The organism is Amnibacterium kyonggiense (genome assembly GCF_004364555.1).
In the GTDB taxonomy this organism is placed as follows: Bacteria; Actinomycetota; Actinomycetes; order Actinomycetales; family Microbacteriaceae; genus Amnibacterium; species Amnibacterium kyonggiense.
Window position 1 is genome coordinate 407,052 of record NZ_SOAM01000002.1, and the last position, 25,108, is coordinate 432,159.

Consider the following 25,108-nt stretch of genomic DNA (forward strand, 5'->3'; position numbering starts at 1 on the left):
GTCTTCACGGACTGAGCCCTTCCCCTCCCGGGCGATCGGGGGGACGCTGAGCGCATGACCGGGCCGGGGACGACCGAGACGCGGGCCACCGAGGCGCTCCGCCGCCGGCTCTACGCCCCGGGCGCGACCGCGGAGGACCTCGTCGCCTTCCGTGCCGCCGAGGCGACTGCCCGCCCACCCGCGCTGTCGCCGGTGCGCCGCCGCCGCCCGCGGACCGCCGCGGTGCTCGCCGCAGCGGTGGTCGCGATCGCCGCACCGCTCGCGCTCGTGACCCTGCGCCCGCTGGCCGCCGTGCCCGTCGCGACAGGACCGACGCCGACGGCGACCGCGGTGCCGTCCCCGGAGGGCGTCGTCCTCCCGGCGCCGCAGTCGGTGCGGGCCGCGTTCGTCCGGCAGCTGGCGTCCCGCTCGGGCGCGGGGCTGCTGGAGTACCTGTACGGGCATCCGGCCTTCCTGCCCGAGGCGCTGCGGCAGCCGACGAGGGGCCACGTCACGGAGACCGCCGGTGACGGGCCGAGGACGCTCGACCTCTCGCCGAGCACCGGCGACGGACCCGCCGGGAGGCTGACGGTGGTGATCGTCGTCGAGCGAGCCGCGCGCATCTTTTGGACCGCGACCGGCCGGACCGGCGACGCGGCGCTGCACCGCCGACTCGACGCACCCGCCGGCGTGCCGGTGAGCGCGACGGTGGCGTACAAGCACGGCGCGCCGACCACCCTCGAGATCGAGGTGCCGGAGGGCTCGAGCTGGGGCGCCTTGGTCGCCCTGACGAACTGACCCACCCCTGGTCGCGCACCGCCGGTCGAGGCGCGCGCGAAGCGCGCCTCGAGACCACGCCCCGAACACGTCATGCCGCGACCGGCGGTATCCGCCCTCCGGGCCGCCGTCGCCCGGTGGGGTCGACCCATGGTGGTGGTGTCCACCACCACCTGCCGTCGTCGTCCCGGTCGATCTGCCATCCCTGTTCGTCATGCAGCACATGGCACCGCCAGCAGAGCAGGACTCCGTTGTCGATGCTCGTGGGGCCGCGACCGGCGGGGCGGATGTGGGCTCCGTCGCACCAGGAGGGTGGTGCGTCGCAGCTGGGTCCGACGCACCCGCCGTCGCGGACGGCCATCGCCCGCCGTTGGACTTCGGTGAAGAACCTGCGTCCGGTCCCGAGGTCGAGCGGCTGGGACTTCCCGCCGAGGACGACCGGGATGATCTCCGCGTCCGCCGCGAGCATCCGGGCGACGGAGGCGCTGATCTGGGTGCCGCAGTCGGGCAGTTCGGCGGTGCCGAGCCCGGTCCGCAGCGCGTCCTCGGTCATGGTGATGAGGAGGGTGACGGCGGTGCCGGCGATCTGCCCGTCGTCGACCTGGATCGCCTTCTTCGCAAGCAGGCGGATGCCGTCCACCCACTGCTGTTCCAGCGGCCGCCGGTCGGTTGTGGCCAGATCGGCTTCGTCCTGGTCCGGGGTGATCAGGATCGGGCGCCGGGTGGGGCTGTTGGCCTCGACCGCGGTCTTCAAGAACCCGTCCGTCAACGTGTCGAGGTCGAGGGTCCACCGGACGAGCCCGTTGCGGAGGTGCCGCCGCTTGACCGTCGGGATCGGGGTCGGTTCGCCCCGGTCGGGGCGTCCGCCGTCGGGGTTCGCGTGCTCCGGGACGCGCTTGAGCCAGCGGAGGAGGTCGTTGGGTGCCCAGCCTTCGGCTGCGGTGTCGAGGAGCTTGCGCTCGAGGTTGTCGAGCTCCCACGGGGCCAGGCCGGGTGCGCACTGCTCCAGGGTGCGCCGCATCGCCGCGGCGACCTCCGGGTCGAGCTGCCCGGCCGCGAACGCTTCGGCGATCTGCGGGCAGGTCGCCGGCAGCGTCTCGCCGGTCATCGCTTCCCGCGGCCGGAACGCTTCACCCGATGCGACCACGGTGGCCGCGGTCGAGCGCGGCATCCCGGTGACCTGGGAGACGAGGTTCGCCGCGTTGGAGGCGCCCTGCTTGCGGGCGAGGGAGTCCTCCCGGTTCTCGGATCGGCGGGCGACCTCCCCGGCCAGCGCCGTTTCCTCCGCCTGGACCAGCCGGCGCAGCGTCGCGACTACGGAGAGTCGCTCCAGGAGTGCCCGATCGGAGGCGAGGCGCAGGGCGTGGTCGGCGAGGCGGGCGTAGGCGTCCGCCTGGTCCAGGAGTGCCTCCGCCGTCCGGGTCATACCGGTATTCGAGCACGGGGCACTGACATTGGAACCGGTTCCGGGTCAGGTGTTTTCCGTTCTGCGGAAGGCGCGGCGGTGCGGGTCGGTACCGAGGGTTCGGGGTGGTTTCGAGGCTCGCTTCGCTCGCACCTCAACCGCCGAGAAGATGGGCCTCGGTGGTTGAGCCGGGCGCCCCGCGCCCGCGCCGAAACCACACCAGCGCCCTTGTCCGTGCACCTTTGTATCCGCGAACTGTTCACCCGGCCGGGACAGGGTGGGGGCGTGGAGGATCCGCTCGACAGCCTGCGCCGTCGGCTCTACGAATCGGGCTCGACGGCGGCCGACGTCGAGGCGTACCGGGCCGCGGAGGCGGAGCGACTCGTCGTCGAGCCCCCGGCGACGCCGAAGGTCGCTCGGCGGCGGGGTCGACGCGGTCTCGTCGCCGCGGGCGTCGTCCTGCTCGTCGCGGCCGGCGTCGCACTGGTCGTCGTGCGTCCGGCCGTGCGCCCGGCGGAGCGCCCCGCCCCGGCTGCCTCCGGGATCGCGGCCCCCGTCGCGACGCGAGCGCGGTTCGCGGCGGCGCTCGACGCCGGGCGGGACCCGGGGCTGCTCGACTGGCTCAATGCGCACCCGAAGGCGCTGCTCGCCTCGCTCCGGTCCGCGGGCCGCGCGGACAGCACGGCCTTCACGGGCGCCGGCCCCACGACGATGACCCTCTCGCCCACGACGGAGGAGGAGCGCGCCGGCCACCTCACGGTCGTGCTCGTCACCGACCGGGCCGCCCGCTACGTCTGGCGTGCGACGGTGGTCGCCCAGCACAACGACCGCTCCGGTCCCGAGCCGCCCGTCGCCGCGCACGAGGGCGGCGCACGGCGCGGCGCTCCGGTCAGCGGCACGGTCGGCTACGACGGCGGCGTCCCGACGCGCCTGACGCTGCTGCTGCCCACCGGCGTGCGGTGGGCAGCAGTCGTCGTCTACACGGACTGAGCGCTCAGGCGGCCAGCGGCTCAGGCGGCGGCGCGACGGAGCGCCTCGACGCTTCGGCGGACGTCCTCGTCGTCCGTGCTCCAGTTGCTGACGGACACCCGGATGACGTCGCGTCCGCGCCACCGCGAGCCCGACATCCACGCGGTGCCGTCGGCGAGCAGTCGCGCGGTGACGGCGCGGGTGCGCTCGTCGTCCTCGAACGCAATGCAGACCTGCGAGAAGACGACGTCGTTCAGCACGGTGGCCCCGGGGATCCCGCGGGCGCCGTCCGCGATCGCGCGCGCTCGCCGGGCGAGCCCCTCGACCAGCTCCACCGTGCCGAGTCGACCGAGTGACCGGAGGGCCGCCCAGACCGGTGCCCCGCGGGCGCGGCGTGACAGCTCGGGTACCCGCTCCTGCGGATCGCCGAGCTCCGTGGTGTCGTCGACGAGATAGGACGCGTGCAGCCCGAGCGCACCGCGCATCGCCGCGCGGTCCTGCACGATCGCGACGCCGCAGTCGTACGGGACGCTCAGCGTCTTGTGCGCGTCGGTCGCCCACGAGTCCGCCCCGGTCACGCCCCGGACCAGCGGCGCCATGGAGGCGGGCGCCGCGGCCCAGAGCCCGAACGCGCCGTCCACGTGCACCCAGCCGCTGCGTCGGCGGACCGTCTCGATCGCCTCCGCGAAGGGGTCGAAGGCGCCGGAATGGACGTTGCCGGCCTGCAGCACGACGATCAGCGGCGATCCGGCGGGCACGGCGTCGAGCGCCGCCGCGAGCGCATCGACCCGGATCCGGCCCTCCTCGTCGACCGCCACCGGCGTCGGCGCGCCGAGCCCGAGGTACCGGAGCGCGAGGTCGACCGTCTCGTGGCGCTCCTCCCCCACCAGCACGTGCACGCGCGGCGCACCCGTGAGGCCGTCCTGGGTGACGTCCCACCCGGCCGCCCCGAGCACGGCGCTGCGGGCCGCGGCGAGGCAGGAGAAGTTCGCGGTCGTCGCGCCCGTGGTGAAGCCGACGCCCGCCGTCGACGGCAGGCCGAGCAGGTCGAGGAGCCAGACGGCGGCGGCCTCCTCGATCGCGGCGGTCGCCGGCGTCGCGAACCGGATACCGGTGTTCTGGTCCCACGCGCTCACGAGCCAGTCGGCCCCGAGCGCGGCGGGCAGCGTGCCTCCCATGACCCAGCCGAAGAAGCGGCCGGAGCCGATCGCCATCAGCCCGGGCTCCGCGCCGTCCGCGAGCTCGGCGACGACGTCCGAGGCCGGAGTCGGACCGTCGGGCAGCGGGCCGCCGAAGACGGGCCGCAGCTCCTCCGCGGTCGCGGTCGGCGGGACCGGGCGGCTGCCCACGGTCCCGAGCCAGGCCCGCGCGCGGTCCGCGGCGACGCCGAGGACCTCCTGGTACTCGTCCTCCCGGGTGCTCACGCGGGCAGGGTAGGCCCGAGGGGCGACGCGACGGAAGCGCCCGTCGGCCCGCCCGAGCACGTTGCACGGATCAGGACCGGACGAGCGACACGCCGCCTCCAGGACCTCCGGAGGCGGCGTGTCGCCGGATCCGTCCTGATCCGTGGAATCAGACCAGGATGTCTGCGAGCTGCGAGCGGACCTGCCGGGTGTAGTCGTCGGCGAGCACCTCGAGCGCGCCGGACTCGAGGCCGTCGTACGCGTCGCGCACGACGGCGACCGGGCTGCCCTTCGGGGCGTCGATGCCGACGGTCATCGGGGTGTCCGTGAACGCGAGGTAGAGCCCGATGACGTGGACGCCCTGCGGGGCCAGCTCCGTGCGCAGCGAGTCGGTCAGCGACCACACCGCCGCCTTGGTCGCGCCGTAGGCGGCGAGCGCGCCGCGCGCCCGCCAGCTCGCCACCGAGGCGACGTTCACGATGCCCCCGTGCGCGCGGAGGATCACCGGTGCGAACGCCTGCGTGACGGCGAACAGCCCGACGGTGTTCGTCTCGAGCAGGCCGCGGAGGTCCTCGACGGACGTGCCGAGCAGCGTCGGGCTGAACAGGCCGACCCCGGCGTTGTTGACGAGCACGGTCGTGTCGGCGGCCGCCTCCGCGGCGGCCGCGATCGAGGCGGGGTCGGTCACGTCGAGCACGAGCGGCACGACGCGCGCGTCGTGCCAGTCCTTCGGCGTGCGGGCGGTCGCGTACACCCTGGCCGCGCCGCGATCGAGGGCCTGGCGGACGAACTCGGTGCCGAGCCCTCCGTTCGCGCCGGTGACGAGGACGACGGCGCCCTGGAGCGAGACGGTGTCGGTCGAACTGCTCATGCGGGGTTCCCTTCGGTGATGGTGCGGACCGCGCGCCGGGCGCGGACGAGCGGGGCGGCGCCGGCGACGAGCGCGAGCACCGAGAGCAGGACGGCGCCGATCGCGATCGCGGGCAGGAGGCCGTCCGCGGTGGCGACCTGGCCGAGGCCGATCGCCGCGATCGCCTGGACGCCGTAGCCGAAGAAGTAGACCGTCGAGACGGTGGCGGCGCGATGCGCGGGCGGCGCGAGCTCCGCGGCGATCCCGACCCCGGCGGCGAACAGCAGGCTGTACCCGACGCCGGTGACCACGATCGAGGCGAGGAATACGACGAGGGACGCCGTCGCGCTGGCGAGCACGAGGAGCCCGAGCCCCAGCACCATGAGGAGCGCGCCGACGGGCGCCGCGACGCCGGCCCGCACGCGCCGGGCCAGCAGCGCCGTCGCACCGATCGTCACGGCGGAGAGCGCGAGGACCAGCCCGATCACGAGCGGGGCGCTCGTCCCGATCAGGTCGACGGCGACGTCCGCGCCGAGTGCGAGCACGACCCCACCGGTCCCGAACGCGGCCGCGACGCCGAGTGCTCCCTGGGCGACGACCCCGGTCATCGAGCGCGGCACCCGCAGCACCTGCACGGCGCGTCCGCTCCCCCGCTCGCCGGCGGGCAGGCGCAGCGCGGACAGCAGGGTCAGGAGGATCGCGCCGAGCAGCGGCCAGTAGGACGCGTGGAGCGGGTCGCCGAGCCAGGTCAGGAACACGCCCCCGATGAGCAGCGCGACCGTCAGCCCGGACGCGGTCGAGGCCGTGGCGACGGCGCCGGCGAGGTGGCCGCGGCCCGGGCGCGCGTACTCCGCGAGCGCGGCCGTGGCGGGACTCAGCGCGAACCCGACGCCGGCGCCCGTCAGCACCCGCCCGAGCAGCAGCACGGGCAGGGACGGCGCGAGCGCGAACGCCAGCGTCCCGACGGCCATCAGCGCGAGCCCGAGGACGATCGCCGCCCGCCGCCCGATGCGGTCGCTGATACCGCCGAACAGACCGAGGACGACGAGCAGGGTCAGCGGGTACACGCCGAACACGACCGTCGTCAGGGCGGGCGGGACGTCCCAGAGTCGCCCGTAGACCGGGTAGACGACCGACGGAGCCCCGCTGGTCCACAGCGCGAGCGCTGCGGTGAGGGACGCGGTCGCGAAGGCGGTGCGGCGGGACGCTGGACGCATCGACGGTCTCCGTTCGAGCTGAGTTGGTCAAGCCAACGTAGTACCTGACTCCGTGTTTCGGACCCAGGAGTAGGCTGCTCGCATGCCGCTCATCGACCCGACCGGAGGGACCTGCTCCATCGCGCGCACGATCACCGCGCTCGGTGACCGGTGGTCCCTGCTCGTCCTCCGCGAATCGGCGATGGGCACGACCCGGTTCAGCGACTTCCGCAGCCGGCTCGGCATCGCGAGCGACGTGCTCACCGATCGCCTGCAGGCTCTCGTCGACCGCGGCGTGCTGGAGCGCGTCGCCTACCAGGAGGAGGGCAGCCGCACCCGCACGGAGTACCGGCTCACCGAGGCGGGGCGCGAGTTCCAGGTCGTGCTCGGCGCGCTCGGCATGTGGGGGCGGGAGCACCTCCGCAGCGAGATCGACGCGGGCGCGCAGTGGCGCGACGCGAGCGGGCGCCCGGTCCGGGTCGCGTTCGTGGACGCGGACGGGCACGTGCTCGGCGCGGACGACGTCGAGGTCTCGCGCCGCTGACGCGGGATCGGCGCCGGAGGGTCACACTGGTGCCGTGACGGGCGAGGACGCGGAGTCGCTGCGCCGGCGCCTCTACGCGCCCGGCGCCTCCGACGCGGACGTCGAGCGCTTCCGCGGCGCAGAACCGGTTGCCGTCGTGGAGGCGGACCGGCCCGCAGCCGAGCCGGAGTCCGCGCTCCCGACGGGCCGGTCCCGCACCCGGCTCGCCGCCGTCCTCGTGCTCGCGCTCGTGCTGCTCGTCGCGGTCCTCGCCGTCGCTGTCGGCCGGCTGGCTACGGATGCGGGCCGCCCCGAGACCCCGCCGACCGCACTGCGGATGACCGCGGAGGACCGGCAGGACATCGCGACCGCGTTCGCCGATGGGACGAACGCCGGCATCGCCGCGTTCCTGGTCACGCATCGGGCTCCGCCCGCCCTCCGGACGGCGACTCGGTTCTTCACCGAGGAGCACGCCGGCACCGGTCCCGCGACGGTGGACCTCGAGCCCGCGCCGGCCTCGGCGTTCCAGGGCCGCGCGACGGTGCTGCTCGTGCTGCAGCAGCCGGGCCGCGTGTCCTGGAGCGCGTTCCGCCGGCAGGTCGACGCGACCGGCGAGCAGCGGCTCGTCCTGCAGCGGCAGCGCGGCGGCGAGCTCGACGGCGAGCAGCTGACCGCCGACACCTTCCCGTATCGCAGCGGCGACCGTCCCGTGCAGGTGCGGATCGACGCCCCGCCGGGCGCGCGCTGGGGCTTCGCGGTCGTCTACTCGGACTGACCTCGGTCGTCGGCCCTGACGTCGTCATGACCCCGGGAGCGCTTCCCGTGGTCGTCGGCCTTCCCGCCGTGGCGGCCCCGGGCGTGCTTCCCCCGGTCGTCCGACGTCGCGTCGTCGTGGCCGCGGCCGTGCGTGCCGTGGTCGTCGACGGAGGTGACGGCGGTGACGGCGTGGCGACCGGCGAGCGGTGCCGCCTGGGCGGACGCGACGGCGGACGCCGTGACGAGGCCGGCGGTGAGCGCGGCGGCGGCGCCGAGACCGGCGACGGCGCGGGTGCGGCGGGAGCGTGCGGACATGGGAGACCTCCTGATGGGGCGACGGTTCGAGCGCGCGACGGGTCGCCTCCGTCGCGGTGCAGGAGGACCGCGGGAGGCGACCGGTCGACGCCGGTGGCAGCGGATGCGCTGTCACCCCGTACGACGGAGCACCGGGGCGTTCGGTTCAGTGCAGGATGAGCCCGGGACGGGTGGTGCGCGATGGCGGGTGCGGTCGAGCCGGTCGAGATCAGGACGGCGGCGGGCGTCCTCGCCGTGCACGAGTTCGGCGCCGGCGTCCCCACGGTGCTCTGGCACGGGCACTGGGTGGACGGCTCGAGCTGGGGCTACGTGCTGCCGGCCCTGCTGCCCGGACGACGACTGCTCGTCGTCGACGCGCCCGGCTGGGGCCGGAGCGGGCGGCTCGAGAGCGGGGCCGGCCCGACCGAGCTGGTCGACGCCGCCGACCGCGTCGCGGAGGATCTCGCGCCCGGCACGCCGGTCGACTGGGTCGGGGTCGGCTGGGGCGGCCGGATCGGACTGGAGCTCGCCGCCCGGTTCCCGCGCCGGGTGCGCAGCGTCATCGCGGCGATGGCGGACCCCGGCCCGATGCCGGACGAGGAACGTCGGGCGGTCCTCCGGATCCTGCGACGCCTGCGGATCGTCGGGCCGGTCGGGGCCGTGGGCCGGGCGATCGTCGCCGACCAGCTGTCGCCCGCTTCCGGCACGGAGCCGCAGACGGTCGGCTCGATCCTCGACGCGCTGCTGCTCGCCGGCCGGATGCGCGCCGCGGCGTCGGTGCTCCGCTTCGACGTGCGACGACCGGACGTGACGGGGCTGCTCCCCCGGCTCACGGCGCCGCTCCTCCTCGTCGCCGGCGACGCGACGAGCCCGTGCCGGCCGACCGCGCGGCCGCCGCAGCGGCACTTGCGCCCTTCGCGCGGGTGATCGAGGTGCCGGGCGCCCGTGGGCAGGTCGCCCTCGACCGCCCGGAGGCGTTCACCGCGGCCGTCCGGGACTTCTGGTCGACCCTGGAATGAGTTCCGGGGTGCGCCCGTCCAGGCCCTGGTGCCAGGCTCGGTCGCATGTCCAGCCTGACCCGCGACGAGGCGGAGGCGCGCGCTGCCCTGCTCGCCGTCGATCGATACGACGTCCACGTCGACCTCACCGGCCTGCTCGAGGGCGACACCCTCCGGTCGACGTCGACGATCGCCTTCACCGCGACGACCCCGGGTGCGAGCACCTTCGTCGACGTGGTCGCGGACGTCGAGTCCGCGACGCTGAACGGGCGCCCGCTCGACGTCGGCACCGCGACGGACGGGCGGCTGCCCTTCTCCGACCTCGAGGCCGACAACGTCCTGGTCGTCTCCGCGGCGCAGTCCCGCACCGACGCGGGCGAGGGCGTCCTCCGGACGGTCGACACCGACGGCCTCGTCTACGTCTGGACCACGTTCGAGCCGGACGAGGCGCGGCGCCTGTGGGCCTGCTTCGACCAGCCGGACCTCAAGGCCGTGCACCGCTTCACCGTGCTGGCGCCGGAGTCGTGGACGGTCACGAACAACAGCGCGCCCGACGCGGTCGAGCCGGCCGGCGACGGCGCCAGACGGTGGACGTTCGCGCCGACCCCGCCGCTCTCCACCTACGTCACCGTCGTCAACGCCGGGCCGTTCCACGAGGTGCGCCGACGCGTCGACGGCCACGACCTCGGGCTGTACTGCCGGCGGACGCTGGCGTCGATCCTCGACCGCGACGCGGACGAGCTCTTCGACCTCACCGCGCGGGGCCTCGCCTGGTTCGGCGAGCGCTTCGCGTTCCCGCAGGAGCGCTACGACCAGGTCTTCGTCCCGAACATGGGCGGCGCGATGGAGAACTGGGGCAGCGTCACCCACACGGACGCGTTCCTCGCTCGCTCGACGCCGAGCTACCGGGAGCGCTCGGAGCGCGCGAACGTCGTCCTGCACGAGATGGCGCACATGTGGTTCGGGGACCTCGTGACCATGCGCTGGTGGGACGACCTGTGGCTGAACGAGGCGTTCGCCTCCTGGGCCGCCGCGTGGGCGATGGCCGGCGCGACGGACTTCACCGACGCGTGGGCCACCGAGCTGCTCGACGCGAAGCTCATGGGCTACCGCCACGACATGAGCCCCGCGACGCACGCGATCCGCGGCGACGTGCCGGACGTCGAGCAGGCGATGGCGAACTTCGACGCGATCACCTACGACAAGGGCGAGGCCGTGCTGCACCAGCTCGCGACGTACGTCGGCGAGGACGCCTTCGTCGAGGGCCTCCGCACCTACTTCGCCGAGCACGCCTGGAGCAACACGGTCCTCGACGACCTGATGTCCGCGTTCGCCGCCGCGTCCGGCCGAGACCTCGGGCGCTGGACCTCGGACTGGCTCGACCGCGCGGGCACCGACACGCTCGTCCTCGAGGGGTCGACGCTCACCGCGACCGCGCCGGACGGCGGCGAGCCGCGGCCACACCGGCTCCGGGTCGCCGGGTACAGCGCGACGCCGGAGGCGCTCGTGCCGGTCGGCGAGGTGGAGGTCGAGCTCGACGGCGCCGTCACCGAGGTCCGGCTGCCGGCGGGCGACGTGCACCAGGTGAACGCCGGCGACCGCACCTTCGCCGCGGTGCGGGGGCCGGGCGACCCGGTGCTCCGCGCCCGCGCCGGCGAGCTGCCGGACCCGGTGGCGCGCACGCTCGCGGTCACGACCGCCTGGGACGGCCTCGTGAAGGGCGAGCTGCGCGCGGGCGACCTCCTCGACGCCGTGCTCGGCCTCGTCGCCGCGGAGCCGAGCCCGGCCGTCGTGGAGGCGCTCCTCGACCGCGCGGTCCAGGCCGCGGAGCTGTGGGCGCCGCTCCCCGACGTGCCCGGCCTCGTCGCCCGCGTCGCCGACTCGGCCGCCGCGCTCGCCGACTCCCCCGCGCACCGCATCCCCGCGCTGCGCACCCTGGCCGCCACGGCGACCTCCGCGGCGCACCTCGCGCTGCTGGAGGCGGCGTCCTCCGACGACGTCGACCTCGCGTGGCGCCTGCTCGCCCGGCGGGCCGAGCTCGGCCAGGACGTCGACGCGGCCGCCGCGGCGCTCGAGCCGCGCGACCCGGACCCGGAGGCGCGGTTCAGCGCGCTCGCGGTCATCGCCTCGAAGGCCGACGCGGCCGCGAAGGAGGAGGCCTGGCGGGCGCTCATGGTCGACCGGCGCGTGCCGGCGGGGTCGCCGCGACGATCGGTCATCGGCCGGTTCTGGCGGCCGCTGCAGGTCGAGGTGCTCGCGCCCTACGCGGGCCGGTATCTCGAGGTGCTCGACTCGTTCGGTTCGGCCGGGCTGCTCGGTTCGCTCGGCCTCGTCCGCGGGATGTTCCCGTACGCGGTGCTCGACGACGATCTCCCCGCGCGGGCGACCGCCGCCGCGCTGCGCACCGGGGTCAGCCCGACGGTGCGGACCGCGCTCCTCCTCGGCGCGGACGTCGGCGCGAGGATGCTGGCCGCCCGCCGCGCCTGACCCCCACGCGGTCGAAGCGCGGACCTGCCACGTGTCGCCCTCCGCGGGCGTTCACCAGGGCGAGAAGTGGCAAGCGCGCGTTCGAGCACCCTGGGTACTACTCCCCGCCCAGGAGGACGACGGCGAGCGTCAGCCCGCAGAGCCCGATCAGCAACCGCAGCAGCGCGGCCGGCACCCGCCGCGCGACGACCGGGCCCACGAGGCCGCCGAGGACGGCGCCGATCGCGAGCGGCCACATCGCCCGCCACACGACCGGGCCGACGAGCGCGAAGACGACGGCGGGCAGGACGTCCGCGGCGACGAGGATCACGTTCTTCAGCGCGTTCGCGCGGTGCAGCACCGGCTGCGCGGTGAGCAGCAGCAGCGCGATCAGGAGGATCCCCGCGCCCGCCCCGAAGTAGCCGTTGTAGACGGCGACCCCGGCGCCCGCCGCGACGACCGCCGCCCGCGGCATCGGCCTCCCGCGCCGGAGCTGCCACCGAGCGATCGCGGGCTGCAGCAGCAGCACGATCGACCCGGCTGCCACGAGGAACGGCACGACCCGGTCGAACACGCCCCCGGGCGTCACGACGAGCAGCACGGCGCCCGCCGTCGAACCGAGCACGATCGGCGGCATCCAGCGCCCCAGCACGCGGCCGCTGCCCGCGACGTCCTGCCCGGAGCTGAGCGCCGAGCTCAATCCGCTCCCGAGCAGGGCGACCGAGTTCGTGACGTTCGCGGCGAGCGGCGGCAGCCCCGCGACGAGCAGCGCGGGATACGCGACGAGGGAGGTGATGCCGCCCGACGTGCCGATCACGCCGGCGACGATCCCGGCGAGGACGAGGAACGCCCAGCCGCCGACGCCCTCCACCGCCACCATCCTGCCGGAGCGCGCCCGGCGCGCTTCCCCCGGCCGCGGCCGGACCCGACGTAGCGTGCCGACCGCTCCGCCCGTCCTGTCCGCCGGTCCACCGATCCCGCTGTCCGCGGCGAGGGAGGCGTCCTCCGCTCATGACCGTCTCCCGACGCGAGGTCCTGCTCGCCTCCGGCACCACCGCCCTCGCCTCCGGCCTCACGGTCGCCGCCGCCGCGCCGAGCGAGGCCGCGACCCTGCCGCCCACCTCGTACCCGCTGCGGCTGACGGACTTCACCGTCCGCGACCCGTACGTCGTCGTCGACGCGGCGTCGAAGGAGTACCTGCTCTACGCGACGAACGACCCCGCCCGCACCGGGGTCGCCGGCGCCGGGACGATGGTCTACCGCAGCCGCGACCTAAAGTCCTGGTCCGCGCCCGCGGTCGTGTTCCGCCCGACCTCCGACCTGTGGGCGCGGAGCGGTGCGTGGGCGCCGGAGGTGCACCGCTGGCGCGGCCGCTGGTACCTGTTCGTCACGCTGCACGACAAGGCCAAGCCGCTGCCCCAGCACCAGCCGAACGCGGACTTCCTGCCGGCGCAGATCCCGCAGCACGCGCGCGGGACCGTGATCGCGGTCGCGGACTCGCTGCTCGGCCCGTTCACCGTCGTGGACCCCACCGGGCCGGTCGCCCCCGCGACGTTCATGACCCTCGACGGCACGCTGTTCAAGGACCCGAAGGGCCGGCCGTGGATGGTCTACGCGCACGAGTGGGTCCAGAAGCTCGACGGCACCATCGAGGCGATCCCGCTGAAGCCGGACCTCTCCGGCGCGGACGGCGGGCCGATCCACCTGTTCAAGGGCTCCGACGCGACCTGGATCGCGGAGGAGATCCCGTCCCCGTCCGCGAACCAGCTGCCGCCCTACGTGACTGACGGGCCGCAGCTGATGCGCCTGCCGGGCGGCGCGCTCGCGATGCTCTGGTCGACGTACGAGAAGACGATCGACAACACGAACGGCCTGGTCACGGGCCACTACGTCGTGACGTCCGCGGTGTCGCCCTCCGGGAAGCTGCACGGTCCGTGGGTCCAGCGCCGGCCGCTGCTCCGCAAGGACACCGGGCACGGCATGGTGTTCCGCACCCTGCCGGCGAAGGGGAGGCCGTCGCGGCCGCTGCTCGTCGTCCACCACGGCACCAGGACCCCGCACGCGAAGCTCTACGAGATCGAGCTGCGGCGCGACGGGCTGCGGCTCGGGAAGCACCGGAAGGACCTCGACGGGTCGAAGTGACCCGGCGCCGGGCGTCAGCCGGTCGCCAGCCCGATCGCGACGAGCAGCACCGCGACCGCCGGCACCAGGCCCTGCACGAGCGCCGCGCGCGCCTTCGACCGGTCCGACACCACGAGCACGAGGGCCGCGGCGGCCATCGATCCGGCGCCGATGAGCACCGCGGTCGCGCCGGCCGCCGTCGCGCCGGCGACGAGGAGGACGACGCCGACGACGACCTCCACCGCGAGGAACAGGTTGTAGAAGCCCTGGTTCAGGGCGAGGGGCGCGGTGACGCGGGCGTCCTCCTCCGACGTCCCGAAGACCGCCCGGGCGCGCGGTCCGCGCCAGGCGATCGACTCGAGCACCCAGATGGACACATGGACGGCCGCGCCGACGAGCGCGAGCACGGATCCGGCGACGAGCATGCGGCCTCCCAGCGGTCTCCGCCCATCCTGGCGCGGACCGGGCGCGGGCACGACGGCGCGGCACCGCGGCGTCGGCGCGTCCGCCGCGCACGATCGGTGCATGGCCCGCCGCACCCGACGCCCCGCCCTGGTCGCCGCTCCGGTGGTGCTCGTGGCGCTCGTGCTCGGCGCCGTCCTGACGAGCGTCGCCAATCGCGGCGGCGCGTTCGGCCTGCCCGATGCCGCGCCCTCCGCGGCCGCCACGGCTGCGGCCGCGCCCTCGAGCGCAGCCGCGCCCCCGAGCACGTCGAACGCGACGCCGGCGACCTCCGGCTCCGCCCTGGCCGTCCTCGCGACCCTCCCCGTCAAGGGCAAGGCGCCGATGACGGGCTACGTCCGCACGGCGCGGTTCGGCGCCGCATGGCTCGACGTCGACCGGAACGGCTGCGACACCCGAGACGACGTCCTCCGCCGCGATCTGACGGACGTGGCGGGCAGCCGCTGCACCGTCCGCAGCGGCGTGCTGCACGACCCCTACACCGGCCGGACGATCCACTTCGTCCGCGGCGAGGGCACGAGCACCGCGGTGCAGATCGACCACGTCGTTCCGCTCGCGGACGCCTGGCGCACCGGGGCCCAGCGGCTCTCGCAGGCGCAGCGGATCGCGCTCGCGAACGACCCGATCAACCTCTTCGCGGTCGACGGACCGACCAACGGGCAGAAGAGCGACGGCGACGCGGCGACCTGGTTGCCGCCGAGCACGGCCTTCCGCTGCACCTACATCGCCCACCAGGTCGGCGTGAAGCGCGCGTACGGGCTGTGGGTGACGCCCGCGGAGAAGGCGGCGATGCAGCGGATCCTGACCGCCTGCCCGTCGACTCCGGCGCCCGCCTCCCGCATCTCGAGCCTCGTCTCCACCGGGTCGGGCGCGACCCCGGCCGCGTCGTCCTCGGCCGGCGCTCAGTAGCCTGGCCTGCGGAGGTGCCGATGCCGGAGCACGAGGACCTGCTGATCGCGGGCGCACGCGTCGTGACCGGCGGGGCGTCCGAAGAGGGCTGGGTGCGCTTCACGGGCGGCCTGGTCGCCGCCCGCGGTACCGGGGCGCCGCCGCCCCACGAGGGCAGGCGGATCGACGCGGTCGGCCGCGTGCTCGTGCCCGGGTTCGTCGACCTCCACGTGCACGGCGGCGGCCGCGGGGATGCGTCCGACGGCCCGTCCGGCGTGCCGCCGATGCTCGCGGCGCACCGCGCGCACGGCACGACGCGGTCGATGCTCTCGCTCGTCAGCGGTCCCGTCCCCGCGCTCGCGGAGAACCTCCGCGCGCTCGCGCCCCTCGTCCGCGCCGACCCGCTGCTGCTCGGCACGCACCTCGAGGGGCCGTTCCTCAGCCCGGAGAACCGCGGCGCGCACGACCCGGCGGCGCTCGTCGCGCCGACACCGGAGGCCGTCGACGCCCTCCTCGACGCGGCCGACGGCACGCTCGCCCAGGTCACGATGGCGCCGGAGCTGCCGGGCGCCGAGGACGCCGCCGCCCGCTTCATCGACGCCGGGGTGCGGGTCGCCGTCGGACACACCGTCGCCGACCTCGCGACCGCGGGCGCCGCGTTCGACGCCGGCGCCTCCCTGCTCACCCACGCCTTCAACGCGATGCCCGGTCTCCACCACCGCGCCCCCGGCCCGATCGGCGCAGCCGTCGCGCGCCCGGGCGTCGTCCTCGAGCTCGTCGCGGACGGCCTGCACGTGCACCCGATCGTGATCGCCTCGCTGTTCCGGATGACGCCCGGCCGCATCGCCCTGGTCACCGACGCGATGGCGGCGGCCGGGGTCGGCGACGGCTTGTACCGGCTCGGCTCGCTCGAGGTGGAGGTGCGGGACGGCGCCGCGCGCCTCGCCTCCGGCTCCCTCGCCGGGTCGACGCTGACGCTCGACGCCGCGATCCGCACCGTCGTCGCGGCCGGGATCCCGCTCGAGGAGGCGGTGCTCGCCGCGACCGGCACCCCCGCCCGGGCGATCGGCCGTCCGGAGCTCGGCGCGCTCGAGGTCGGCGCGCCCGCGGACGCGGTGCTGCTGAGCGCCGACCTCGAGGTCGAGCACGTCTGGGCGGCGGGCGTCCCGCTCCGCTGAGCGGCTCCATCCGACCACGACGAGCACGACGGCAGGAACCCGCGAGCACGATCGCAGGAATCCGGCGCATCAGCAGGAATCGAGCGGCCGCTGCTTCCTGCTGCAGCGCCTCCTTCCTGCTGTCGAGCTCCCTGCGCCACGCCGGACGGTCGCGTGAACGCTCACGGTCCGCCAGGATCGACATGCGGGAGGAGCAGCATGTCGATGACGACGAGGACGACCGGGATCGTGGCGGCGGTCGCGGGAGCGGCCGTCGCGCTGGGGGCGCAGGGACGCGCGCGGCGGCGACGACTGGAGGCGCGCTTCCCCCTCCGGCTCCCCGGGATGCCGCTGCACGACCCGTTCGTCGTGCCCGACCCCGGGTCCGGCCTCTACCACCTCTACTCGTCGAACCACCCCGAGCTGACGGGCGACGACGCGGTCGGCACCATGGTCTACCGCAGCCCGGACCTCCTCCACTGGTCGCTGCCGACCGTCGTGTTCCGCGCGACGCCCGACCTCTGGGCGGCGGACGGCGGCTGGGCGCCGGAGGTGCACCGGTGGCGCGGCCGCTGGTACCTGTTCACGACCCTCCACGACGAGGCGGCGCCGCTCTCCGTGCCGGTGCCCGGCGGGTACGGCACGCCGGTCGCGACGCCGCAGCACCGCCGCGGCACGGTGATCGCGGCGGCCGACTCGCTGCTCGGCCCGTTCGAGGTCGTCGACCCGACCGGGCCCGTCGCGCCCGCCGACTTCATGACCCTCGACGGCAGCCTCTTCGTCGACCGGCGCCGGCGCCCGTGGATGGTCTACGCGCACGAGTGGCTGCAGAAGATCGACGGGACCATGGAGGCCGTGCCGCTCCGGCCCGATCTCACCGGCGCCGCCGGCGACCCGGTCCACCTCTTCAAGGCGTCGGACGCCGGCTGGATCGGCCGGGAGATGCCGAAGCCCTCCGCGAACCAGATCGTGCCGTACATCACGGACGGCCCGCAGCTGATCCGGCTGCCGGGCGGCGCCCTCGCGATGCTCTGGTCGACGTACGAGAAGAACGCCGACCAGCCCGACGGCACCGTCAGCGGCGGCTACGTGCAGACCTGGGCGATCTCCCCCTCCGGCGAGCTGGCCGGCCCGTGGGAGCAGCGCGACCCGCTCGTGCGGGAGGACAGCGGCCACGGCATGGTGTTCCGCACCTTCGGCGGCACGCCGATGCTGATCGTGCACCGCCCGTTCACGAACGCCCGCGGCAAGCTCTACGAGATCGCGCTGCGCCGCGACGGCCTCCGCCTCGGCCGGCGCCGCGACGACCTCGACGGCGGCGACTGAGCGCCCGTGCCCGTGCCCGTGCCCGTGCCCGTGATCAGTCGACGCGCTGCCAGGCCGGCTTGTTCGCGTAGGTGAAGCGGTAGTAGTCCGCGAGCGTCAGCTTCGAGGCCGCGGCCTCGTCGAGCAGCACGACGGCGGTGCGGTGCAGCTGCAGGGCTGAACCGGGCACCATCGCGGTGAGCGGCCCCTCGACCGCCGCCGCGACAGCGGCCGCCTTCGACTCGCCCTGCGCCACGAGCAGCAGCTGCCGGGCGTCGAGGATCGTGCCGAGGCCCTGCGTGATGCAGTGCATCGGCACCGCATCGAGGTCGCCGCCGAAGAACCGCGCGTTGTCCTCCCGCGTCCGCGGCGCCAGCGTCTTGATGCGGGTGCGGGAGGCGAAGGAGGAGGTCGGCTCGTTGAAGCCGATGTGGCCGTTCGCCCCGATGCCGAGCAGCTGCACGTCGACGCCGCCCGCCGCGGCGATCGCCGCCTCGTACGCCGAGCACGCCGCCTCGAGGTCCGCCGCGTTCCCGTCGGGCGTACGGACCCGGGCGGGATCGAGCCCGAGCGGCCCGGTCGCGTCGTGGGCGATGGTCGCGGCGTAGCTGAGCGGCGACTCCGGCGGCACGCCGACGTACTCGTCGAGCGCGAACGCGGAGGTCCGCGACAGGTCGACCTCCCCGCGTGCGACCAGGTCGGCCAGGGCGGCGTAGGCGCCGAGCGGCGACGACCCGGTGGCGAGACCGAGGACGGCCTCGGGCTTCCGCTGCACGACGGCGGCGATGCGGGCGGCGGCGGCCGCGCCGACGGCGGCCCCGTCGGGCAGGATGACGATCTCCATCAGGGTCCTTCGGGTCGGGAGAGCAGCGGGAGCAGGGCCGCGCCGACGGCGCGCGAGCTCCCGAACGTGGCGATGTCGGCGTAGCGGCGGTCGGCGGACGGCCAGCCCATGTCGACCACGACGACGGTGCCGCCCGCGGCGCGGAGTGCGTCGACGACGGCGCGGGACCGGGGTCGCCGATGGACGTCGCGGCCGATGACGAGCACCCGGCCGGACACCTCCGGCACCGGGTCGTCCGTTCCGACCTCGAGGCGGGGCCAGGCCGCGAAGCGCTGCGCGGCCGGCGCGTCGTCGAGGGCCGTGAACGGCCCCCAGCCGGCGGGTCCGACCGCGAGGTTCGGCACGTCCTCGAGCCGGACGACGGTCCACGGCCCGGGGGTCGCCAGCGCGGCGGCGGCGGAGGCGGAGACGTCGAACGCGGTCGCGATGCGCTCGGCCCCGAGCGGTGCCGGAGCGGACCCGCCGTCCTCCGCCCGCCCGTTCAGCCGCCGCACGCGGTCCGCGGCGTCACGGAGGCGGGACTCGGCGAGCTCGCCGGAGGCGACGGCGGCGACGATCGCGTCGAGCACGGCGTCGAGGTGCGGCTCGCTGTCGCTGCCGAGGCAGAGCAGGTCCGCGCCGGCCGCGAGCGAGCGGACCGCGGCGGCGGGAATGCCGATCGCCGCCGAAGCGCCGGCCATGTCGAGCGCGTCGGTCACGACGACGCCGGTGAACCCGAGCCGCTCGCGCAGCAGCCCGGTGAGGATCGCCCGGCTCATCGTCGCGGGCGCGTCCGGGTCGAGCCGCGGCAGGAGGATGTGCGACGTCATCACCGTCGCGACCCCGGCCTCGATCGCCGCGACGAACGGCGGCAGCTCGCGCTCGAGCAGCACGTCGAGCGGCTGGTCGACCACCGGCAGCCCGAGGTGGGAATCGACCGCGGTGTCGCCGTGCCCCGGGAAGTGCTTCGCGCACGCCGCGACACCGGTGGACTGCAGCGCCCGGATCCAGGCCGCGCCGTGCCGGGCGACGAGCGCGGGATCGGCGCCGAAGCTCCGCGCGCCGATCACCGGGTTGTCCGCGTCGGTGTTCGCGTCCACGCTCGGCGCGAGGTCGAGGTTCACGCCCGCGGCGACGAGCTCCTCCCCGATCCGGTGCGCCGACGCGGCGGTGACCGCCTCGTCGTCGATGCGACCGAGGACGGCGTTCCCCGGCTCCGGCGACCCGGTCGGCAGGTGGAGGCGCGTGACGTCGCCGCCCTCCTCGTCGATCGCGACGACGGCCTCCGGCCGGATCGCCCGGATCGCGTCGGTGAGGGCGCGGACCTGCTCGACCGACTCGATGTTCCGGCCGAACAGCGCGACCCCGGCGAGCCCGTCCCGGAAGCGTGCGGCCATCCCGTCGGACAGCGCGGTCCCGGCGAACCCGGGCAGCAGCGTCCCCGCGGCCAGCCGCCGCAGCTCCGCCGTCACCGCCCGAGCTCGCGGATCCGCAGTTCCTGGCCGACACGCCGGCCAGGGAGGCCCTCCGCCCGGCGTGTCGCGCGGGAACTGCGGATCCGCGACCGGTGACCGGTCACTTGTCGGCGCCGATCACGACGGAGCCGGAGAGCGCCCGCTGGAACACCAGGTAGACGATCAGCACCGGGAGGATCGTCATCACGACCGCGGCGAACAGCGCGCCGAAGTCGATCGAGTAGCCGGCCGTCCCCGCGAACGCGGCCATGCCCTGCGTCAGGACGTACTTCGACTGGTCGGGGTTCAGCGCGACCGGCAGCAGGAACTGGTTCCAGAGCCCGACGAAGTTGAGGATCGCGAGCGTCGAGATCGCCGGCCGCGCCATCGGCACCATGATCGAGAAGAAGGTGCGCCACTCCCCCGCGCCGTCGATCGCCGCGGCCTCCGTCACCGACGCGGGCAGCGCGCGGAAGAACGGGACCATGAAGAACACGGTGAACGGCAGCGCGAACGCCGAGTAGGTGATCGCGAGCCCCGGCAGCGTGCCGAGCAGGCCGAGCCCCTTCAGGATGAAGAACAGGGGCACGATCGCGAGGAAGATCGGGAACGTCAACCCGGCGACCATGAGCAGGTAGATGGCGCGGTTCCCGATGAAGCGGAAGCGCGCGAGGAAGTACGCGCACATCGAGCCCATGACCATCGTGAGGACGAGCGCGCCGCCCACGACGATCAGCGTGTTGACGAAGAACGTGCCGATCCCGGCCTGCGTCCAGGCGTTCACGTAGTTCTCGAAGTGCAGCGTGTCCGGCAGCGTGAACGGCGACTGCAGCACCTGCTTGCTCGTCTTGAACGACGACATGAAGGTCCACAGGAACGGGAGCACGACGACGGCCGCGCAGACGATGAGCACCGCCTGCGAGACGCCGCCGGTGATCCGCTCCCCCGCGGGCACGGTGGTCTTGCGCCGGGCGCGCGTCAGCACGACGGGCGCGGCGGTCTCACTGGCCATGGGTCACTCCTCCGTGAGGTCCTCGCGGCCGCCGGTGAGGCGGTCGACGAGGAAGACGACACCGGCGAACAGCAGCGTGATCGCGGCGAGGACGACGCCCATGGCGCACGCGTAGCCGAACTGCCCCTTCGTGAAGGCGGTCTTGAACAGCTCCTGCGAGATCACGAGCGTCGAGTTCTGCGGGCCGCCGCCGGCGTTCAGCGCGGACATGAAGACGAACGCGTCGAGCGAGAAGATCCCGGTGTAGATCAGCGACGTGCGGATGTTCGCACGGAGCATCGGCACCGTGATCCGCGTCGCGATCCGGAACCGGCCCGCCCCGTCGAGGCGCGCCGCCTCGAAGATCTCCGCCGGCAGCGCCTTGATGGCCGCCACGAAGATCACGACGTAGAAGCCCACCGACGCCCAGAACATCACGAACATCGTCGCGATCATCGCGGTCCGCGCGTCCCCGAGCCACGGGTACGAGGCGAAGCCGTTCAGGCCGACGGCGGTGAGGATGCCGTTCAGGAGGCCGTTGCTCGGGTCGTAGATCTGATTCCACATGATCCCGACCGCGATCGCCGGGATGATGTACGGGAAGAAGAGCAGGACGCGGTAGAACTCCCCGCCCTTCACGCCGCGCACCGGCCCGCTGGACGAGCCGCCGATCGTGACCAGCGACGCGAGCGCGAGCGCCGCCGCGATGATCGCGATCGGCAGGACGAGCACGAGCGTGACGCTGTTCTGCACGGCCTGGACGAAGTCGTCGTCCGTGAACGCCTTGACGTAGTTCGCGAGCCCGACGAACGGCGTGGAGGCGTCGAAGCCGGACCAGCTGGTCAGCGAGTAGCCGACCGCCTGGACGAACGGCGACAGCACGAGCACGACGTACACGAGCAGGGGGACGCCGAGGAACACCGCGGCGAACGACACCTTGTCGACGGTCAGGTTCTTCCTCCGCCAGCGGGCGGCCCGCGAGGGGCCGCCCGCCGTCGGAAGCGTCGGGGCGATCCCGGTCACGACACCTTGACCTTCGTGACCGACGAGTCGTTCGCGACCTTGTCGGTGATCTGCTGCAGCCCGCTGGTCAGCTGCGCGACGGAGGACTTGCCCGAGAGGAACGTGTTCCAGACCACGAGCTGATCCTGGTTCATCCCGTACAGGTCGACGAAGTTCCAGGAGAAGACGTTGTCGCCGGCCTTCTCGAGCAGCGTCGACTGCGACACGAGCGCCGTCGACCCGAAGCCGTCCGCGGGCACGGTGCCCTTGACGATCGTCGGGGTCAGACGCGTCTTGGCGAAGTTCGTCGCGGCCTCGTTCGAGAGCATCGCCCGGAGCAGCTCCTTGCCGCCCGCGACGTTCGCGCCCTTCGACGGCACGATGAACGGCTCGCCAGCGGTGGAGTGCATCGCCTCGTACGGCAGCGCCGAGTTCGAGGTGACCGTCATCTCCGGCGCGCCCGTCATCTTGAAGCCGGACTTCGTCTGCTTGATCATCTCGTTCTCGATCCACGAGCCGGACGGGTACAGCAGCCCCGCCTCGTCGTTGGACCACTGCGCCTGCGCGGCCGTGAACTGCGTGCCCGCGCCGCCCGGCTTGAACATGCCCGCGTCGATGATCTTCTTCATGCCGTTGAAGACGCCCTGGATCGCCGGCTTCGACCAGCACTTCGGCTCGAGGTTCTCGAGCGCGAGGCGCACCTCGTCGCCGCCCTCCTTGATCGCGGACGCGATGGCGAGCGTCTGGTAGTACGTCGCCGCCTCCTTGCCCCAGACGAAGAGGTACTTGCCCTTCTTCTTCGCCTCCAGGCCGAGGTCGTAGGCCTCCGCCCACGTCTTCGGGACCGTCCACCCGTTCGCCTCGAACAGCGAGGCCGAGTACCAGACCGCGTACACGGTGAGGACGTAGTTGAGGATGAGGAGCTTGCCGTCGAGCGTGCCCGGCTTCGTGACGCCGCCGTAGAGCGTGTCCGCGATCTTCTTGCCCTCGTAGTTGTTGCTGTTGATCACGTCCGACAGCTCGGCGAGCTGGCTGCGGATCGTCGAGACGCCGATCGCGTTCGCGCCCGAGTTGTCGACGAGGTCGGGCGGGTTGCCCGCGACGAACTTCGGCTGCAGGGTCTGGGCGATGTTCGTGGCCGGGCTGACCTTGGCGGTCACGCCGAGCTTCTGCTTCGCCATGACGGTCGCCGCGAAGGTGACGTAGTCGTAGCCGTAGCCGCCGTTGAAGATCGTCGCGGCGACGGTGGACTTCTCCTTGACGCCGAACGGGTTGGAGGCGCTCTTCGCGCCGCCCGCCTGCGTGGCCGGCGCGGAGCTGCCCGCGGCGCAGGACGCGAGCGTCACCGCGAGGGGCGCGCCGATTCCGAAGGCGAGGGCGCCGCGGAGGAAGTCCCTCCGCTGCAGCGTGGGCTTGTGGTCGTTCATCTGCTGTCGTTCCTTCCGAGTGGTGCTGCTGTGAGTGGTGACTCTTCGTTTCGGAGGAAGCGACGTCCTGCGGAACGAAGAGTGCGGGGTGTCTAGGCGAAGCGGGAGATGCCGTACTGCTCCTCGAGGGCGACGTTGTGCTCGTCGCCGCCGGGGATGTTCGCGGAGAGGTACAGCGGGGCCGTGTCCCCTCCGGAGACGAAGCGCTCGGAGACCCCGAGCGTGAGGATCTGGGCGATGTATGCCGCGGTGATGGAGGACACCGCGCCCACGGGGACGTCCGCGCCGATCGTGATCGCCGCGTCGCCGTAGGGGGCGAGGTTGTCGATCGTCACGTCGGCGACGTCGCGGAGGCGCTGGCCGCTCGGGTGCTTCGGCTGCACCTGCATCGTGTGGTCGAGGGACGTCACGGCGATGACGGGGTTGCCGTTGCGCTTCGCGGCGAGGGCGAAGCCGACGATCGAGCCGTTGACGCCGGAGTTCGACGCGATCACGACGACGTCGTGCGGCCCGACCTGCGCGATGGCGAACAGCTCGTCGGCGACGTCCGGGTTGCGCTCGAGGTTCGCGCCCTTCAGCTCGGCGATCGGCAGTGAGCCGACGATGGCGAGGTCGCGGAGCGCGACCTTCTTCGTGGGGATGAGGCCGCCGGCCCGGCCCGCGATCTCCATTGCGAACGCCTCCGAGTGGCCGGTGCCGAACGCGTACACGACCCCGCCGTTCCGGATCGCGGTCGTCATGAGGTCGATCGCGGCGTCGAAGGCGCCGTCGGCGGCCTGCTGCTCGAGCGAGGAGAGCCGGCTGCGCACCGCCTCCGAGAAGTCGTGGACGGCGGACGTGAACACGGTCATACGGGGTTCCTCTGCGTGGAGCGGGGGCGCTGGCGGCCCTTGGCGTCGTCGGCGGCGAGCCGGACGGTGATGCCGCCGGCCCGGTGCGGGCTGACGGCGAGGGCGGATGCGGCGAGGTGCCGGCTCGAGCGGGCGAAGTCGACCTGCGCGGTGAGCACGTAGAGCAGGTCGCCGACGTAGATCTGGCTGTAGTACGCCGCGAGGTCGTCGGGCTGGAGGAACTGCTCGAACGCGGCGGTCTGGATGACGAGCTCCGCGACCTCGGCGAGCGGCGACGTCGGGTCGTTCGTCACGGCGACGGTGACGGCGCCCTGATCGCCCGCCTCCCGCAGCATCTGGATCGTCTCCGCCGTGCGGCCGGTGTGCGAGTAGCCGATCGCGACGCAGTCCTCGTCCTGCACCGCGGCGCTCGTGAGGCCCGCGTGCACCTCCGACCACACGTTGCAGGCGACGCCGATCCGGTACAGCCGGGTCGCGAGGGCCTCCGCGGCCAGCGCGCTCGAGCCGACGCCGTAGAGGTCGACGTGCCGGCTCGCGGTCAGCGCCTCCGCGACCCGGCGGAGGAGGGCGAGGTCGACCGAGCCGGCCGTCTGCTGCATGCTCCGCGTCGCCGCGGCGAGGAGGGTGCTGCGCACGTCCTCGGCGGTGTCGTCCGGGCCGAACGCGCGCCCGATGTCCGCGGCGCCCCCGAGCGCGTCGCTGCGACCGAGCTCCGTCGCGATGCTCATCCGGAGCGCGACGTAGCCGGAGTAGCCGATCTGCCGGCAGAAGCGGGTGACGGTCGCGGGCGACGCGCCGGCGCGCTCGGAGAGCTCGTCGATGCGGAGGTCGAGCACCAGGCGCGGGTCGTCGAGCACGACCTGCGCGACGCGCAGCGTGGCGGCGGGGAGATCGTCCCACCGGGCGCGGATCCTGTTCCGGACCGCGGTCGCGGGGGCGTCGTCATCGACCGGCATCACTGGTGGTGCGGTATCGGCCATGAGAATCCGTTTCATCAGGAGGCGCCTTCGC

At 74.2% G+C, this 25,108-nt stretch carries 24 protein-coding genes; 10 read left to right on the top strand and 14 right to left on the bottom strand.

Annotated features, from left to right (window positions below):
- Nucleotides 1-54 precede the first annotated feature (54 nt).
- Nucleotides 55-777 carry a hypothetical protein gene (locus tag CLV52_RS10325; RefSeq protein ID WP_133766261.1) on the top strand — a complete coding sequence of 241 codons (723 nt, stop codon included), beginning with the start codon at nucleotides 55-57 and terminating at the stop codon, nucleotides 775-777.
- Between the two features lie 70 nt (nucleotides 778-847).
- Here the strand turns inward: CLV52_RS10325 and CLV52_RS10330 are convergent, their stop codons facing one another.
- Nucleotides 848-2,182 carry an HNH endonuclease signature motif containing protein gene (locus CLV52_RS10330; RefSeq protein ID WP_133766262.1) on the bottom strand — a complete coding sequence of 445 codons (1,335 nt, stop codon included), beginning with the start codon at nucleotides 2,180-2,182 and terminating at the stop codon, nucleotides 848-850.
- 264 nt (nucleotides 2,183-2,446) lie between these two features.
- Here CLV52_RS10330 and CLV52_RS10335 point away from each other — a divergent pair, with 264 nt between their 5' ends.
- Nucleotides 2,447-3,151, top strand: a complete 705-nt coding sequence (locus tag CLV52_RS10335; RefSeq protein ID WP_133766263.1) for a hypothetical protein — start codon at nucleotides 2,447-2,449, stop codon at nucleotides 3,149-3,151.
- Between the two features lie 20 nt (nucleotides 3,152-3,171).
- On the opposite strand, the gene CLV52_RS10340 is transcribed toward CLV52_RS10335, so the two are convergent.
- The 3 genes from CLV52_RS10340 to CLV52_RS10350 all read right to left on the bottom strand — a co-directional run bounded on the left by CLV52_RS10340 (nucleotide 3,172) and on the right by CLV52_RS10350 (nucleotide 6,600).
- Entirely contained in the window at nucleotides 3,172-4,554 is a 1,383-nt protein-coding gene (locus CLV52_RS10340; RefSeq protein ID WP_133766264.1) for a pyridoxal phosphate-dependent decarboxylase family protein, read from the bottom strand.
- Between the two features lie 148 nt (nucleotides 4,555-4,702).
- Complete coding sequence (locus tag CLV52_RS10345) at nucleotides 4,703-5,404, bottom strand: SDR family oxidoreductase (RefSeq protein ID WP_133766265.1); 702 nt, start codon at nucleotides 5,402-5,404, stop codon at nucleotides 4,703-4,705.
- Entirely contained in the window at nucleotides 5,401-6,600 is a 1,200-nt protein-coding gene (locus tag CLV52_RS10350; RefSeq protein ID WP_133766266.1) for an MFS transporter, read from the bottom strand. Before CLV52_RS10350 ends, CLV52_RS10345 begins: the two co-directional genes overlap by 4 nt.
- An 82-nt stretch (nucleotides 6,601-6,682) precedes the next feature.
- On the opposite strand from CLV52_RS10350, the gene CLV52_RS10355 reads away from it, so the two are divergent.
- The gene (locus CLV52_RS10355) at nucleotides 6,683-7,123 is read left to right on the top strand and encodes a winged helix-turn-helix transcriptional regulator (RefSeq protein ID WP_133766267.1); all 441 of its coding nucleotides are present in this window, start codon (nucleotides 6,683-6,685) and stop codon (nucleotides 7,121-7,123) included.
- Nucleotides 7,124-7,157: 34 nt separating this feature from the next.
- Nucleotides 7,158-7,877, top strand: coding sequence for a hypothetical protein (locus CLV52_RS10360; protein ID WP_133766268.1), 720 nt, complete (start codon nucleotides 7,158-7,160; stop codon nucleotides 7,875-7,877).
- Here the strand turns inward: CLV52_RS10360 and CLV52_RS10365 are convergent.
- Entirely contained in the window at nucleotides 7,865-8,173 is a 309-nt protein-coding gene (locus CLV52_RS10365; RefSeq protein ID WP_133766269.1) for a hypothetical protein, read from the bottom strand. The two genes, CLV52_RS10360 and CLV52_RS10365, sit on opposite strands and share 13 nt — an antisense overlap.
- Before the next feature lie 180 nt (nucleotides 8,174-8,353).
- On the opposite strand from CLV52_RS10365, the gene CLV52_RS10370 reads away from it, so the two are divergent.
- Together CLV52_RS10370 and pepN are read left to right on the top strand one after the other, a co-directional pair.
- The gene (locus CLV52_RS10370; RefSeq protein WP_133766270.1) at nucleotides 8,354-9,079 is read left to right on the top strand and encodes an alpha/beta fold hydrolase; all 726 of its coding nucleotides are present in this window, start codon (nucleotides 8,354-8,356) and stop codon (nucleotides 9,077-9,079) included.
- 137 nt (nucleotides 9,080-9,216) lie between these two features.
- Complete coding sequence (gene pepN, locus CLV52_RS10375; protein ID WP_133766271.1) at nucleotides 9,217-11,637, top strand: aminopeptidase N; 2,421 nt, start codon at nucleotides 9,217-9,219, stop codon at nucleotides 11,635-11,637.
- Nucleotides 11,638-11,734: 97 nt separating this feature from the next.
- Here pepN and CLV52_RS10380 read toward each other — a convergent pair whose 3' ends face one another.
- Nucleotides 11,735-12,487, bottom strand: coding sequence for a sulfite exporter TauE/SafE family protein (locus tag CLV52_RS10380; protein ID WP_162850807.1), 753 nt, complete (start codon nucleotides 12,485-12,487; stop codon nucleotides 11,735-11,737).
- Nucleotides 12,488-12,627: 140 nt separating this feature from the next.
- Between CLV52_RS10380 and CLV52_RS10385 the strand changes: the two genes are divergently transcribed.
- Complete coding sequence (locus CLV52_RS10385) at nucleotides 12,628-13,758, top strand: glycoside hydrolase family 43 protein (protein ID WP_133766273.1); 1,131 nt, start codon at nucleotides 12,628-12,630, stop codon at nucleotides 13,756-13,758.
- Nucleotides 13,759-13,772: 14 nt separating this feature from the next.
- On the opposite strand, the gene CLV52_RS10390 is transcribed toward CLV52_RS10385, so the two are convergent.
- A complete protein-coding gene (locus tag CLV52_RS10390; RefSeq protein WP_133766274.1) occupies nucleotides 13,773-14,162 on the bottom strand; it encodes a DUF1304 domain-containing protein in 390 nt (129 codons plus the stop codon).
- Between the two features lie 100 nt (nucleotides 14,163-14,262).
- On the opposite strand from CLV52_RS10390, the gene CLV52_RS10395 reads away from it, so the two are divergent.
- The 3 genes from CLV52_RS10395 to CLV52_RS10405 all read left to right on the top strand — a co-directional run bounded on the left by CLV52_RS10395 (nucleotide 14,263) and on the right by CLV52_RS10405 (nucleotide 17,570).
- Nucleotides 14,263-15,108, top strand: a complete 846-nt coding sequence (locus tag CLV52_RS10395; RefSeq protein WP_133766275.1) for an HNH endonuclease family protein — start codon at nucleotides 14,263-14,265, stop codon at nucleotides 15,106-15,108.
- A gap of 20 nt (nucleotides 15,109-15,128) precedes the next feature.
- On the top strand, nucleotides 15,129-16,265 hold the full coding sequence (gene nagA / locus CLV52_RS10400) for an N-acetylglucosamine-6-phosphate deacetylase (protein WP_133766276.1): 1,137 nt from the start codon (nucleotides 15,129-15,131) through the stop codon (nucleotides 16,263-16,265).
- Nucleotides 16,266-16,463: 198 nt separating this feature from the next.
- A complete protein-coding gene (locus tag CLV52_RS10405; protein ID WP_211342675.1) occupies nucleotides 16,464-17,570 on the top strand; it encodes a glycoside hydrolase family 43 protein in 1,107 nt (368 codons plus the stop codon).
- A 34-nt stretch (nucleotides 17,571-17,604) separates the two neighbouring features.
- Here CLV52_RS10405 and nagB read toward each other — a convergent pair whose 3' ends face one another.
- From nagB to CLV52_RS10440, 7 genes are all read right to left on the bottom strand, one after another.
- Nucleotides 17,605-18,393 (bottom strand): glucosamine-6-phosphate deaminase, encoded by a 789-nt coding sequence (gene nagB, locus CLV52_RS10410; protein ID WP_211342676.1) that lies wholly within the window; start codon nucleotides 18,391-18,393, stop codon nucleotides 17,605-17,607.
- Nucleotides 18,393-19,844: a glycoside hydrolase family 3 N-terminal domain-containing protein gene (locus CLV52_RS10415; protein ID WP_246018069.1), complete on the bottom strand. Its 1,452-nt coding sequence runs from the start codon at nucleotides 19,842-19,844 to the stop codon at nucleotides 18,393-18,395. Before CLV52_RS10415 ends, nagB begins: the two co-directional genes overlap by 1 nt.
- 103 nt (nucleotides 19,845-19,947) lie before the next feature.
- Entirely contained in the window at nucleotides 19,948-20,838 is an 891-nt protein-coding gene (locus CLV52_RS10420; protein ID WP_133766277.1) for a carbohydrate ABC transporter permease, read from the bottom strand.
- 3 nt (nucleotides 20,839-20,841) lie between these two features.
- A complete protein-coding gene (locus CLV52_RS10425; protein WP_246018070.1) occupies nucleotides 20,842-21,840 on the bottom strand; it encodes a carbohydrate ABC transporter permease in 999 nt (332 codons plus the stop codon).
- Nucleotides 21,837-23,246 (bottom strand): N-acetylglucosamine/diacetylchitobiose ABC transporter substrate-binding protein, encoded by a 1,410-nt coding sequence (ngcE, locus tag CLV52_RS10430; RefSeq protein WP_133766278.1) that lies wholly within the window; start codon nucleotides 23,244-23,246, stop codon nucleotides 21,837-21,839. The genes CLV52_RS10425 and ngcE overlap by 4 nt, the downstream gene beginning before the upstream one ends.
- Nucleotides 23,247-23,338: 92 nt before the next feature.
- Nucleotides 23,339-24,097: a sugar isomerase domain-containing protein gene (locus CLV52_RS10435; protein ID WP_133766279.1), complete on the bottom strand. Its 759-nt coding sequence runs from the start codon at nucleotides 24,095-24,097 to the stop codon at nucleotides 23,339-23,341.
- Entirely contained in the window at nucleotides 24,094-25,053 is a 960-nt protein-coding gene (locus CLV52_RS10440) for a MurR/RpiR family transcriptional regulator (RefSeq protein ID WP_162850808.1), read from the bottom strand. Before CLV52_RS10440 ends, CLV52_RS10435 begins: the two co-directional genes overlap by 4 nt.
- Between the last annotated feature and the right edge of the window lie 55 nt (nucleotides 25,054-25,108).